Origin of the sequence: Halomonas sp. DP4Y7-1 (assembly GCF_019800705.1) — a bacterium.
Taxonomy (GTDB): Bacteria; Pseudomonadota; Gammaproteobacteria; order Pseudomonadales; family Halomonadaceae; genus Halomonas; species Halomonas litopenaei_A.
Map to the genome: position 1 here is coordinate 189,298 of NZ_JAHVKS010000005.1, position 12,959 is coordinate 202,256.

The following is a 12,959-nucleotide window of genomic DNA, read 5'->3' on the forward strand; positions in this document are numbered from 1 at the left end:
ATGAACATGCGTGATGTCTTGAGCCGGCTGGGCCAGGGGTTTCGCTTGCCACGGCTGGCGATAGCCCTTCCAGGAATAGCCCTGCCCGGTTTACTCCTGCTGGTCGCCCTGGCCTTTGGTAGCGCTGCACTGGCTGCCGACCCCAATGCGGAGATTGCGGTCGCCGTGCCCGCCGCTGACGCAGATACCTGGCGACAGGTGAAGGATGGTGAGTCCTTCATCGATACTCGCCATGATTCCACCTACAGCCTGATCAACCAGAGTGGTGAGACCTGGCGTCAATGGCGCAACAAATGGGTATCGCCATTCGGGCTGGTGGCGGTGGGCGGTATGCTGGTCATGATCACGATCTTCTATCTGATCGTGGGGCGCAGCCAGCTCGATGAACCGCGCACCGGTCGCAAGCTGTTGCGCTGGTCGGTCTTAAGCCGAGCACTGCATTGGACCTTGGCCACCCTGTTCCTGATTCTGGCGCTGACCGGGCTCAACATTCTGTATGGCAAGTTTGTGTTCAAGCCCTTGTTCGGGGATGCGGTATGGGCGGCCATGATCAGTGGCACCAAGTTCCTGCACAACTATATCGGCCCCTTCTTCGGCATCCTGCTGATCTTCGTGCTGGCGAAATTCCTGAAGCACAACTGGATCAAGCGCCATGATATCGAGTGGTTCAAGCAGGGGGGCGGCATGATCGGGGACAAGCATCCGGATGCGGGCTTCGCCAATGGCGGGGAGAAGGCGTGGTTCTGGATGCTGGCGACGGCGGGCATGGTGGTCTTTGCCAGCGGACTGGTGCTGGATTTCCCGAACTTCGATCAGAGCCGCGACACGATGCAGTGGGCCAACATCATTCACGCCGTAGGTGCACTGATTCTGACCGCCGTTTCCTTCGGCCATATCTACATTGGCACCCTCGGCACAGAAGGTGCGTTGGAAGGCATGACAACGGGGTACGTCGACGAGACATGGGCCAAGCAGCACCACAACTTGTGGTACGAGGAGGTCAAGGATCAGGCCGGTGAGGCACCAGCGGCACAGCCCCACGACGATCAGGCAGACAGCGCCCCCTCCTCGTCCTCACCCTCGTGATCATCACGGGCTATTGTCCATCGCACTGACGGTCAACGCTGCACATCGCTTCACACGTCGCCCCGACTCATGTTCGGGGCGACGTGTTTCTTGCGGGCGGGCTTGGCGTTACCATCATGGCATCCGGCTTTGTGCTCGACATATTTTCTGGAGAACCTCATGCAACATCTCGATGAACACACGCGAACTGAAGTGGAAGCGGCAGCCTTCCGTCGTCTCCTGAAGCACCTTGATGACAACAAGGACGTCCAGAACATCGATCTGATGATCCTGGCAGACTTCTGCCGCAACTGCCTTTCCAAGTGGCTGGTAGCAGCCGCCGATGAGCGCGGTGAAACCATCGACTATGAAAGCGCCCGCGAGTACGTCTACGGGATGCCCTACAGCGAATGGAAGGAACTCTACCAGGCAAAGGCCACGCCAGAGCAGATGGCCGCCTTCGAGGCACGCCAGCAGACCAAACGTGACAAGCAGCAGAGCAAGGAGAGCCCGAGCTCATGAGCCACGATGCCATGATCGGATTGAAGATCGCCGTCCTCACCGTCTCCGATAGCCGAGATGAAGCAACCGACCGCAGTGGACAGGCATTGGTCCAGCGCCTGGAAGATGCCGGTCACCAGCTGGCCGACAAGCAGATCGTCATCGACGACATCTATCGTATTCGTGCGGTGCTGTCCCAGTGGATCGCGGACCCGGAGGTTCAAGTGGTTCTGACCACGGGCGGCACCGGGTTTACCGGCCGTGATTCGACGCCAGAAGCCGTCAGTGTGCTGCTCGACAAGCGAATTGAAGGCTTCGGCGAACTCTTCCGCCAGCTGTCGTGGCAGGAGATTGGAAGTTCTACCGTCCAGAGCCGCTGCCTGGGCGGCATGGCCAATCGCACGGTCATTTTCTGCCTCCCTGGTTCTACAGGGGCTTGCCGCACCGCCTGGGATGGCATCCTTGCCGAACAGCTGGACAGTCGCCACAAGCCCTGCAATTTTGCCAATCTCGTGATTGCGGAGCGCGGACAGCATGACCATTGAGCCGTCGAGCAGGCTGGCACCGATGCAGGACGCCCTGGACACCCTGCTGGAGGGCGTAAAGGCCCTCCCCGAGGAGACCGTCAGCTGCGACGTCGCCGACGGCCGAGTGCTGGCCAGGGACGTCAAGGCCGTGCTGGACGTACCGCCTTTCGACAACAGCGCCATGGACGGCTATGCCCTGCATCATGAGGATGCCGGCCGGCGTCTACCCGTGGCGCTGAGGATGGCGGCAGGATCGCCCACGGCGAAGCTTGAGCGAGGCACCTGTGCACGCATCTTTACCGGTGGCGTGCTGCCACAGGGCGCGGACTGCATCGTGATGCAGGAAAAGGTGGAGCGTGACGGCAATATCGCGATCATGCCAGCGACGATTCCTGCCGGCGACAACGTGCGCAGGCAAGGGCGTGATGTCACCAGTGGCGACACCCTGCTGGCGGCGGGCACGCGCCTGGATGCCGCTGCCCTGGGGCACCTGGCAGGCCAAGGCATCGTCGAGGTGGCTGTCCACCGCCGACCCCGTGTCGCCCTGCTGTCGACCGGTGACGAGATCATTGACCCGGGCAAGACGCTAGCCCCCGGTCAGATCTACAACTCCAATCGTGCCATGCTACTCAGTTTGCTGCAGCGGTTCGGTGCCGAGGTGGTACTGACCCGCAGCGTGCCAGACACTGCCGAGGGTACTCGCGCTTGTCTGTCTGAAGCTGCCGCGATGGCCGATCTGGTGGTGTCTACGGGTGGGGTCAGCGTAGGCGAGGAAGACCATGTCAAGGCAGCCCTGGAACAGCTGGGTCACCTGGATCTATGGCGCCTCGCCATTCGCCCTGGCAAACCCCTGGCGTTGGGCCAGTTGCCGAATGCAACAGGACATGCGACACGCTTTGTAGGTCTGCCTGGCAATCCAGTCTCCAGCTACGTCGGTGCCTGGCTATTCTTGCGCCCACTGCTCGGCGGCATGCAGGGGTGCCAGCAAATGGCTGAGCTACCGCGCCTTTGGGCACAAAGCGATTTCAGCACCGGCACGGGGCCACGCCAGCACTACATGAGGGTTTCCCTCGACTTCCGTCAGACTGGCATTGCGGCGAAAGCCTTCGACGACCAGAACTCAGGCGTTCTATCTTCCTGCATCAATGCCGACGCCTTGGCCGTCATTCCACCGCACACCGAGATAAGCCCTGGAGATGCTGTCGAATGCCTGTGGCTACGAACGTCATGAGAGACGTGGGGAGACTTCCCAGTGGCGACGGGTATCCCGCCACAGGATGGCGAAGTCTTCCCGCAGGACGTCGTAATCCTGCTCCAGGTGCGGCACCAGTTCCGCCAGCCGATTGGGACCCGATAAACGCGTACCGATGCCGGCAATCGCGCGGGTGGTGAACGCCAGGCTGGAATAGCGCCGCAACCAGTCCTCACGCACCATCACGGGCACCATCTGGGCCAGCCGCTGCGGCGCACCATGCCGCTCGAACAGTCTGTAGCAGCGATCAATCAGCTCGTCCCGCTCGCGCCACTGATCGCCGCTCAGCTCATCAGCGAGAAAGTGGTCCCACATCATGTCCAGCGCAATACCGGCAACGCGACGCCCACCTGCTGGCGCACGAGCCCTTGCGGCAGCGACTCGGGGGTGATGATCGACAAAGGCATCAACCTGGCGATGATGGAGCACGCCTTCCGCGACTGGCGCTGGCCACGCAGACAGGTCGGTCCCCTTGACGCCGTCGGCAATCAAGTTGCCGAGGAGAAAACCGTCACTGCCCTCGCGGGCCAGCCAGCCATGAGCCAGGAAATTCACAGCCGAGCCTAGAGGCAATTGGTCGGTTTAGGCAATCCAGCAAGGCGGGCACCTAGCTTCGGCGGACTGCCCGGAAATAACCGCATGAGATAGATCGAGCTAGCCTTATCCTGGCCAAGGGCCTTGCCCACCGCCTTTACCAGCGGGCGCATGGCTGGCGACTGTTCGTAGCGCCCGTAGAACTCGCGCAGCACGTGGAGGATCTCCCAATGCTCCTCGGTAAGCACCAGGCCCTCCCGCCCTGCCAGCGCCTCGGCGACTTCAGGGGTCCAGTCGTTAAGATCGACAAGGTAGCCCTCGGGATCGAGTCCGATGGTGCCCGTGCCAAGGTTGAGTTCCTCAGCGGTCTGTGTCGTTGCCATGATGACGCTCTCCTGCTGGACGACGCTGATGACGGCGAATACTGAACGCCATGCCTGTATGGCGCTAGATAACAATAGATGGGGGCACTGACAGCGAGCATAAACCCCGCGAATCGCCAGGGATGGCAGCTGGCTATCACCAGGCTTCCTGACTCAGTACCAGCTCACCACCTTGGTGGCCTGCTCCGTCAAGGCGACAAACTCCTGGATATCAATGACGGTGATGCTATCGGAACAGGCATCGACGAGACCTCGCGAGGCCAGATCCTCTCGTAGCGCGAACACTCTGCCAGTGAGCTGAGGCCAGCGCCCAGCCTGGGCTGGCAGGCTCCCCAGGACACCATCCTCTATGAGCAACAGGCAATCTGCCTCGGTCATGGCGGCCAACGCCTGAAGGTAGACTGACGAATCTAGCGGCGAGCGATTGAGGGTATGCAGAATCATTCTTGCTCCACACGGGCGACAAATGGCAATGGTGCAATAGATGGGTGAAGTCGATGGGTGCAATAGATGAGCCGTGACTCAACCAGCAGGATCGCTTCCGTCGTCCATAGACAGTGAACGCCTCGCAGGCCTCAGAACGTCATTACCAGCGAATGGCATGCCATCAACTGAGCGACACCGCCACTGTCGACAGCGGTGACGTCGATGACCAGCGCGTCTGCCGACATGTCGAGGGCTTCCAGACTGGCACTGTCGGCATAGCACCGATCGATGTCATACATCTCGAGCATGTCCAGCGTCGGCAGAGTTCCCTTCTGGTCCAGCGGGCCTTTGCCCTGACCTGGCATCAAGGCGGCCACGCCACTGCCCATGAACAGAAGCGATACACGGCGCCCAAAGGCGGCAGCCACCAGAGCAGCATCAAGCCCTTCCTTCAGCGCGATACCTGAATGAGGACCATGGCGAAGAATCACCAGCAGTTCTCCCGCTGCCCCCTCGTCGACTGACGTCGTTACCGTCATACCCACTCCTCCGGGTTTGTCCCTGGCCGTGACTCCGGTCGCGTCATGCGCCGAAGGTGATCAGACGGTCACAGTCAACACCAAGGTCGATCAGCTGCCCCAGTCCGGTGAGCGTGAAAGGTGGCGCAAGGCTGTGCCCGTCCTTGCCATGTCGCGCCGCCTCAGCGGCATCGATAATGCCGCGTCGAAGAGCCGCCGCAATGCACACCTCGAGCCTGACCTCATGGTCACGCTGAAGATCTACCCAGCCATCGACAATATGCGGCTCGTCCTGGGGCGGGGTCGCCAGGCTCGCCGCATTGTGAACGCCATCAGCGTAGAAGAACACGGCTTCCAGGCGGTGACCACGCGCTATCACCGCCTGGGCGAAACGCAGTGCACTATGGGCCGCCTGAGAGCTGTAAGGCGCACCCAGCAACAGGATGGCGTAGCGCATATGTCTCTACCCCTGGACAGCGTCATCAATCACTGGCATCGGGTCTATGGCGACACGCAGCCAGCACAAAAAAATGGCCCCGCATGAGCGGGGCCACCATTCTACGATACTTGTGCCATTCCGTCCCGTCTGGATCAATCCTGGCTGACAACGCCCAGCAGTGACAGCAGGCTGATGAACAGGTTGTAGATCGAGACGTACAGGGTGATGGTAGCGAGGATATAGTTGGTTTCGCCGGCCCGATGAACGATCTCGCTGGTTTGATACAGGATCGCTGCCGAGGAGAACAGGACAAAGCCCGCAGAGACCATCAGGGACAGCGAAGGAATGTTGAAGATCAGCGCGGCAACCATGGCCAGGATCAGCACGATGGCTCCCGCCATCATGAAGTTGGCCAGGAAGCTGAAGTCCTTGCGGGTGATCAGCGCGACCGCCGACAGACCGAAGAAGGTCAAACCGGTCATGCCCAGTGCGGTCATGATCAGTTCAGGGCCATTCGACAGCGTCAAGTAGGCGCTGAGAATAGGACCAAGGGTGAAGCCCATGAAGCCGGTGAAGGCGAACGTCGCCAACAGCCCCATGGCGGAGTTGGCGGTCTTGTGAACCAGGAACATCAGGCCGTATGCGCCAATGAAGAACACCAGAATGTTCATCTGCTGAACGCCGAGGGCGACTGCCGCCCCCGCTGTCACCGCAGAGAACAGCAGTGTCATCGCCAGCAAGCCGTAGGTATTGCGCAAGACCTTATTGGTCGCAGCTACCTGCGTCTGGGTCTGACGACTCACCTGTGACTCTTGATAAGCCATGTATCCGTAGCTCCCTGTTTGTGGACATGCATTCGACACAGCATGCCCATGGGAGGTTCCCGGCGCAAGACGTCCACCTGCGCGGTTTCAACGAAGGGAATTCACCTGACTGGCGCCGCATCCCCGCCACACTTGGCTCGAACAGCGTTTCCTATTGGCGACAAAAAATTGCTTAGCTGCACATTTCTTGCGCAGTTTCCCCCTTGCCAATCGCCTGGGCTAAAGATTAATGACCTGGCTGACGAGGGCTCCTCGGGTAAGCCGTAACACATTGATCGCACACAACTGTTGACGTGAGAAGAAAAGCTGGTAAAGTACATCGCCGTGAGCCGGAGGGATGGCAGAGCGGTTGAATGCACCGGTCTTGAAAACCGGCAAGGGTTAACGCCCTTCCAGGGTTCGAATCCCTGTCCCTCCGCCACCTCGAATTGCCAAACGCCGAATCTGTCCTGCAGATTCGGCGTTTTCGTGATGGTAAATCCACCGGGATCGTCAGCACGATCAGCCCCTCTCTCACCATACCGATGAAGCTCGAACCAACCCGCCTAGCATTCAGCGGTGCCCCGCGCTTGTCTTCTGTCTCTAGCCGCTACTCTCTTCTCTCTTCCCACCTAGCTTGTTGTTCTTTCTTGTCGGTGTCTCTGCCCTCACCTTCGACCATTGCGCCGGCACCCAGGTTGACGCCCGCCGCTGGAGCAGCAGCTGCCTATAGCGCTCCCAACCGCTGCGCCTGGCGATCGCACTGACGTGACATCATTAGCAGACTAGGAATTAACAGATGCCAGGGAATGAGCGGTCCCACTGCTAAAGCGCCACGCCCCCTGAGGGCAAATGATGCGGACGGACTGAACCTTTTCGTTCCGCCATACTCTTATTGCTCAATAAGATATCGCTTAATGAACACCCTAATCATTATTCAGCATAGGGCGCGTGACATCATCGTTGAAGGCTCAGTAAACTTTTGACCATGCTGATGGCTTACAGCACGTAGACTGCGCGCCTTCGCAAAAAGAGCAGAATTACCCATGAAGCACTTTCGCGTCGAGAGCTACCAGACCAAGGCGCTCAAACGTACCCGATGGGCCGTCGTCGCCTTCTCTGACTCATCACCAGGAGCGACACGCCAGGTTATCTCACGTCATGACAGCCAGGACGCGGCGCGGTCGGCAGCGGCCGCCCTTGCCTTCGAGGACAGGCTACCCACCCGCCCTGACGATAAAGCGTAAAGAGCGCCCTACTTGGCACGGCATGGCCACCGCCGACCAGCCTAGGGTCGCTGCACGCAACGAGACCCGCCAGACCACGTGGGGCCCATGCCAAAGCTGCCAGGCAAAGAGAAAGGATATTGAGGTGGCACTATAGCGGCCGAGCAGAACACCGAGATGGCACCGCCTCTTGATACTGTCTCTTGGCAGCGGCCATATGCTCTCTTAGCCCACTGATGCGGGACTGATGGCCGGGATGCGTGGACAGGATCTCAGGCGGTTGACTGCCGCCAAGCGCCGCCATATTGCGCCACAAGGTGATGCTGGCGCCAGGATCAAACCCAGCGCGCGCCATGATCGCAAGCCCCATCAGGTCTGCTTCTGACTCATGCACCCGGCTGAAAGGCAGCGCAATGCCTAGCTGACTGCCGATCCCCAGCGCTTCCATCAGCGGCTCCTGGCCGACATCGCCCTCGCTGATCAGACCCACCACCAACAGCACCGCCTTGATGCCTAGCTGCTGAGTCAACCGCTCGTTACCATGCTTAGCCAGCACGTGGGCGATTTCATGTGCAATGACGGCGGCCAGCTGGTCCGGGGACTGCGCGACATCAAACAAACCCGTGTTAACCCCAATACGCCCACCCGGCAAGGCAAACGCATTGGGTGAAGGGGAGTCGAAGATCACCACCTGCCAGTCCTCGGGTGTCTCCACCTCTGGATATTCCAGGCGAGCTGACTTGATGAGGGCTGCGCTGATGCACTGGACCAGCGCCTTGCGCGACACGTCCTGATCCAGAGGAAGCTCATGGCGAAGCTGATCAAAGGCCTGCCTGCCCATATCGCTCATGACGAAACCCGGTACAAGAGCCAGCTGGCTGCGACCAGCCGGCGTTTCGTCGCAGCCGCTCAGCACCACCAGCAGCAACAACGGCAATAGTCGTCTGAGCATGACCATCTCTCCACACGCCTCCCAGGGACGACGCCCCATTGCTTCAAGGCTCTTACAACATGATTCGGACGCCCGCTCACCATCCAGCGGCAGGCTATTCGCCAGGTTTTGTCCGACAAGTCGACGAGCGAAGGTGAAACAAGGCAAACATCGGTGAAAAAGCGCAGTTTACGAGGTGTAAATGAGCATTTAGACCGATGTTTTAACGCCGTATCACCAAGCGCAGGCACTTTCCGTACAAGCCCTAGTACAGGCGCAGCCCCACCTTGGTGATATGGTTTCCCTCCATGTCACTGACCACCCACTGGATACCGTGCCAGTCGACGTCATCGCCCACGACAGGATGACCGCCCAACCGCAGCCCCAGAAACTCCCCTAGCGTCAACGACGCTTCGCCAGGACTCAGGGTCAATCCGTAAGCATCGGCCACGTCACCCATGCGCGCCTCAGCATCCAGCGTAAAGGTCCCGAAGAAGGCTCGCTGCTGGCGATGCTTCGCGTCGCCATTGAACAGACGATTCAGCGCAGGCAGGTCATCGCTCTTGCCGATGACACAGATGATGTCGTCCATGCGCAGCTGGGTACTGCCTTTGGGATGCAACATCACATGCTGACGAAACAGCGCCGAAATCAATGAGCCCGAGGGAAAGCGCAGCAAGCGAATCGGGATGTCTTCAAGATCAGAGTTCTCGACCTTGTAGACAAACATCTCGAAGTCGTTTTCCGGCAAGATGCCAAGCGGGCCGCGATGATTGGGCGTTGCACTGTCAGGCACCATGACCTTCATCCGCTTGGCCATCCACGGCAAGGTCCCGCCCTGAATCAACAGCGATAGCAACACCACCGCAAAGGCCACATTGAAGTAAAGGTCCGCCCGCTCGACGCCGCCAATGACGGGAAAGATGGCCAGCACGATAGGTACCGCGCCGCGCAACCCCACCCAGGAGATAAAGCCGACCTCACGCCAGCGAAAATGAAAGAACGGCTTGAGCGTGAGAATCACCGCCAGTGGCCGCGCCACGAAGATCAACGCCAGCGCCACTACCGATGCGGGTAACAGGACGTCGAACAGCGCCGACGGCGTAACCAGAAGCCCCAGCACCAAAAACAGGCCTATCTGACTCAACCATGCCAGCCCGTCGTGTACCGGCAAGATGAAGTTGAGATGACGACCGGGTTGATTACCGATCATCAGGCCCGCCAGATAGATTGCCAGGAAGCCGCTTCCTCCAAGAGCACTGGTCAGGCCGAAGACACAGAACCCCAGGGCCAGGGCCAGCAGCGAGTAGAGGCCAGGAGCCAGGTCAAGGTAGCGCAGCAACTTGCCAATCGCCCAGCCAGCGCCGAGACCCAGTGCAATGGCGACGGCGAACTGCTGGATAAAGAACAGCAGCATGTCCAGCGGGCCACCCAGGTCCCCCACCAGCGCTTCGATCAACACCAGCGTCAGAAAGATCGCCATGGGATCGTTGGTGCCGGACTCGATCTCAAGGGTCGCACCAACACGCTCATTGAGATTCAGGCCACGCCCGCTGAGCATGGAAAACACCGCAGCAGCGTCCGTCGACCCGACGATGGCTCCGACAAGAAGCCCCTGCAGCAGCGACAGGTCAAACACCCACATCGCCAACAGCCCCACCAGACCGCTGGTGATGAACACGCCTGCGGTGGCCAATCCCAAGGCCGGCCGGAAGCCCACTCGAAAGGTCTTCAGCCGGGTGCGAAGACCGCCATCGAGAAGAATCATCGCCAGCGCCAGGTGACCAATGACGAAGGCTAGGGAATAGTTGTCAAAGTCGATGCCAAGCAGGCCATCCTCGCCCGCCAGCATACCCAGCCCAAGAAAGAGCACCAGTAGAGGCACCCCCGCCAACGCGGAGAGTCGGCTCGCCAGCACGCTCAACGCGATCAAGGTGCCACATAACAGAAAAAGGCTATTGATGGAGTCCATGCGAGTCCCTTGCAAAGTTCGACCACAGTATCTCATGCGGGTCAAACGCTGATCCATCAAGATGTTGATGGATGCCGCTGGTAGGTGAAATTACCGTTGTATACACTAGCCCGCTGGTACGAACGCCTGATCCACGGGAGACACTTGATGGCGAAGTCAATGCCCTGGCGCCATCGTCTAGGCTGGCTCATGGCCACTGCTTTGACACTGGGCTTTATTAGCGCTTCCTGTCCGGCTGACGAGCAGGGCTCAACCGATGCTGCCGTCGCAGTCGACAGCAGCGAGGCCGCCACGGCGACCCAGCCGCAGGCTGAAAACGATGCTGGGGAGCAGCAAGCGCAGCAGCAAGAACAGCCCGACGACAGCACCGCCAGCGCTCAGGACGACCCCACGGATACCCCGCTCGCTGCCGAACACGCCAACAACAGTGCGTCCGGTGCCGAGCAACATGATCCCGCGGCAGCCTATGAAGGCCTACCCACAGGACCGAGCGTGGATACGCCGTCACGGGCCATCGCGCCATCGATCACCGCGGCGCCGGCAGACCCCATCGCTCCCCCGCCCGTGACCACTCTCAACGTCATTCTCGAATGGACCCCAGGTCCGCAGCACGCCGCACTGCTCGTGGCGCAACACAAGGGACTGTTCCGGCGCCGCGGACTTGACGTTCATCTCAAGACGCCGGCAGATCCGGACGTGGCGGCCAAGCTGGTCGCTGCCTCACAGGCAGATCTTGCCCTGACAGATCAACTCAGCCTGCATGCCGCCGTCGATGACGGCCGTCCGATCATGAGGGTCGCTACGCTGGTGGAGCTTCCCCTCGCGGCGCTCGTCGTGCGTGACGACATCAACGCCGCCTCAGCGCTGTCATTGATCGATCATCGGGTCGGCTACGCCCAGCAATCCGACAAGGATGTCCTGCTTAGAGCCATTCTGCAGCAGGAGGGATTGAACCTGTCACATGTGGAAGCGAAGGACGTGCATTTCAGCATCATTCGCGCCATGAGCGAAAACTGGGTTGATGCGGTCGTTGGCGGCCACGGCATCTCGCTACCACGCGAATTGGGTGACCTGGGAGTGGCGACGCGAGTCATGTCGGCAGCCTCCTTGGGCATACCGATTCACGATGGGCTCATCCTGGTGGCCAACCAGGAACACTATCAGTCACAGCAGGATGCCATTCGTAGATTCATTGACTCGATTGAGGAAGCCACTCGCTGGATCATCGAGCATCCCACCGAGGCGTGGGACATCATGGTGCAACAGCAACCGACCATGGACAGCGCAGCAAATGCCGCCGCGTGGCCCGACATCAGGCGCCGACTCAGCCTCCGTCCGGCGGCCATGGATCACGGTCGCTATCGGCGCGTGGAACGCTACCTGCACGACCAAGGCATAGTGAAGGAGATAACCCCAGTGTCTCGCCTTGGCCGCGACCCAGGCTGACCTTGGGTCTAAGCCCAGAGCCCAGAGCCCAGAGCCCAGAGCCCAGGGCCTAAACCCACGAGCCCCAAGCCCGGTTGCAAGCGCCACGAAATGACCGAGTGCCTTTTATCCGCCTGGCGCTGGCCGTTATCGCGGCACCTGTCGCTGTTAGACTGACTAGGCTAATGGTTCAAGAAAGCGATCGATGCACTGCTGGAATTCCTTGGCCTTCTCGGTATGCAGCCAATGTCCGGCGTCAAGGGTTTCCAGCGAAGCCTCCGGCAGCACTTCACGAACCGCCGCCAACCTGGCGTCAGCCACATAGTCCGAGCGACTACCGCGAATGACGATGGAAGGCACTCGAATGGGACCCTGACCGGCGGGTTCGGCCATGATGTCTTCGTAACTTCCCTCGATGGCATCCAGATTGACCCTTAGGCAAAGTACATTGCCTTCCCCCCGAACGAGGTTGGTCGCCAGGAACATGCGGGTTGGCTTGTCCTCCACATGCGCAGCCATCAGCTCATCAGCTTCTCGGCGGTCCTTGGGGGCAGACGCCTCCACCGCACGTAGCGCCGCGAACACACTGTCATGTCGGTGCTCGTAGGCTACCGGCGCAATATCGGCCACCATCAGGGACGCGACAAGATCCGGATACAGGCGAGCAAGAGACATGACCACCTTGCCACCCATGGAATGGCCCAACAGGTGGACCTTGTCGGCCCCTGATCCCGTAATAACGTCGGCCAGGTCCTCTGCCATGTCCTCGTAACTCATGCCGTCTGCGTGGGGAGAGCGCCCATGGTTGCGAAGATCGACCGCGATGACACGGCGCTGTTGCGACCAGTGCTTGACGTGGGAGCGCCAGTTGTCGGCGCTACCTAGCAGGCCATGCACAATCACCATGGGCACTCCCGGCCCACCGCTGTCAGCTACTTCAAGGGCAACCGCCATGTC

At 60.2% G+C, this 12,959-nt stretch carries 15 protein-coding genes and 1 tRNA gene; 7 read left to right on the forward strand and 9 right to left on the reverse strand.

Annotated features, from left to right (window positions below):
• The 4 genes from KUV72_RS11660 (at position 1) to glp (ending at position 3,324) form a co-directional block, all read left to right on the forward strand.
• The gene (locus KUV72_RS11660) at positions 1 to 1,086 is read left to right on the forward strand and encodes a formate dehydrogenase subunit gamma (RefSeq protein WP_222163790.1); all 1,086 of its coding nucleotides are present in this window, start codon (positions 1 to 3) and stop codon (positions 1,084 to 1,086) included.
• Positions 1,087 to 1,245: 159 nt separating this feature from the next.
• Positions 1,246 to 1,587: a DUF1244 domain-containing protein gene (locus tag KUV72_RS11665; RefSeq protein ID WP_206938875.1), complete on the forward strand. Its 342-nt coding sequence runs from the start codon at positions 1,246 to 1,248 to the stop codon at positions 1,585 to 1,587.
• Positions 1,584 to 2,111: a molybdenum cofactor biosynthesis protein B gene (gene moaB / locus KUV72_RS11670; protein WP_206938882.1), complete on the forward strand. Its 528-nt coding sequence runs from the start codon at positions 1,584 to 1,586 to the stop codon at positions 2,109 to 2,111. The genes KUV72_RS11665 and moaB overlap by 4 nt, the downstream gene beginning before the upstream one ends.
• A complete protein-coding gene (glp, locus tag KUV72_RS11675; RefSeq protein ID WP_222238506.1) occupies positions 2,101 to 3,324 on the forward strand; it encodes a gephyrin-like molybdotransferase Glp in 1,224 nt (407 codons plus the stop codon). The genes moaB and glp overlap by 11 nt, the downstream gene beginning before the upstream one ends.
• Here glp and KUV72_RS11680 read toward each other — a convergent pair.
• The 6 genes from KUV72_RS11680 to KUV72_RS11705 all read right to left on the reverse strand — a co-directional run bounded on the left by KUV72_RS11680 (position 3,319) and on the right by KUV72_RS11705 (position 6,469).
• The gene (locus KUV72_RS11680) at positions 3,319 to 3,900 is read right to left on the reverse strand and encodes an ACP phosphodiesterase (RefSeq protein ID WP_222163789.1); all 582 of its coding nucleotides are present in this window, start codon (positions 3,898 to 3,900) and stop codon (positions 3,319 to 3,321) included. The genes glp and KUV72_RS11680 overlap by 6 nt on opposite strands.
• An 8-nt stretch (positions 3,901 to 3,908) precedes the next feature.
• On the reverse strand, positions 3,909 to 4,262 hold the full coding sequence (locus KUV72_RS11685) for a TusE/DsrC/DsvC family sulfur relay protein (RefSeq protein ID WP_206938885.1): 354 nt from the start codon (positions 4,260 to 4,262) through the stop codon (positions 3,909 to 3,911).
• Positions 4,263 to 4,415: 153 nt separating this feature from the next.
• Positions 4,416 to 4,706 (reverse strand): sulfurtransferase complex subunit TusB, encoded by a 291-nt coding sequence (gene tusB, locus KUV72_RS11690; RefSeq protein WP_222238508.1) that lies wholly within the window; start codon positions 4,704 to 4,706, stop codon positions 4,416 to 4,418.
• A 131-nt stretch (positions 4,707 to 4,837) separates the two neighbouring features.
• Positions 4,838 to 5,227, reverse strand: a complete 390-nt coding sequence (locus KUV72_RS11695; RefSeq protein WP_206938897.1) for a DsrE family protein — start codon at positions 5,225 to 5,227, stop codon at positions 4,838 to 4,840.
• A 43-nt stretch (positions 5,228 to 5,270) separates the two neighbouring features.
• Positions 5,271 to 5,663, reverse strand: a complete 393-nt coding sequence (gene tusD / locus KUV72_RS11700) for a sulfurtransferase complex subunit TusD (protein ID WP_222238510.1) — start codon at positions 5,661 to 5,663, stop codon at positions 5,271 to 5,273.
• A gap of 134 nt (positions 5,664 to 5,797) precedes the next feature.
• Positions 5,798 to 6,469: a Bax inhibitor-1/YccA family protein gene (locus tag KUV72_RS11705; protein ID WP_206938901.1), complete on the reverse strand. Its 672-nt coding sequence runs from the start codon at positions 6,467 to 6,469 to the stop codon at positions 5,798 to 5,800.
• A gap of 331 nt (positions 6,470 to 6,800) precedes the next feature.
• On the opposite strand from KUV72_RS11705, the gene KUV72_RS11710 reads away from it, so the two are divergent.
• Both KUV72_RS11710 and KUV72_RS11715 read left to right on the forward strand, forming a co-directional pair.
• Positions 6,801 to 6,890: transfer RNA gene (locus KUV72_RS11710), tRNA-Ser, on the forward strand.
• Positions 6,891 to 7,494: 604 nt separating this feature from the next.
• Positions 7,495 to 7,695 carry a hypothetical protein gene (locus KUV72_RS11715; protein ID WP_206938923.1) on the forward strand — a complete coding sequence of 67 codons (201 nt, stop codon included), beginning with the start codon at positions 7,495 to 7,497 and terminating at the stop codon, positions 7,693 to 7,695.
• A gap of 130 nt (positions 7,696 to 7,825) precedes the next feature.
• Here KUV72_RS11715 and KUV72_RS11720 read toward each other — a convergent pair whose 3' ends face one another.
• Together KUV72_RS11720 and KUV72_RS11725 are read right to left on the reverse strand one after the other, a co-directional pair.
• Positions 7,826 to 8,626 carry a M48 family metallopeptidase gene (locus tag KUV72_RS11720; RefSeq protein WP_222238512.1) on the reverse strand — a complete coding sequence of 267 codons (801 nt, stop codon included), beginning with the start codon at positions 8,624 to 8,626 and terminating at the stop codon, positions 7,826 to 7,828.
• Between the two features lie 244 nt (positions 8,627 to 8,870).
• On the reverse strand, positions 8,871 to 10,577 hold the full coding sequence (locus tag KUV72_RS11725) for a potassium/proton antiporter (RefSeq protein WP_222238514.1): 1,707 nt from the start codon (positions 10,575 to 10,577) through the stop codon (positions 8,871 to 8,873).
• A gap of 147 nt (positions 10,578 to 10,724) precedes the next feature.
• On the opposite strand from KUV72_RS11725, the gene KUV72_RS11730 reads away from it, so the two are divergent.
• The gene (locus KUV72_RS11730; RefSeq protein WP_222238516.1) at positions 10,725 to 12,023 is read left to right on the forward strand and encodes an ABC transporter substrate-binding protein; all 1,299 of its coding nucleotides are present in this window, start codon (positions 10,725 to 10,727) and stop codon (positions 12,021 to 12,023) included.
• A gap of 156 nt (positions 12,024 to 12,179) precedes the next feature.
• On the opposite strand, the gene KUV72_RS11735 is transcribed toward KUV72_RS11730, so the two are convergent.
• Positions 12,180 to 12,956, reverse strand: coding sequence for an alpha/beta fold hydrolase (locus KUV72_RS11735; protein WP_222238517.1), 777 nt, complete (start codon positions 12,954 to 12,956; stop codon positions 12,180 to 12,182).
• Positions 12,957 to 12,959 lie beyond the last annotated feature (3 nt).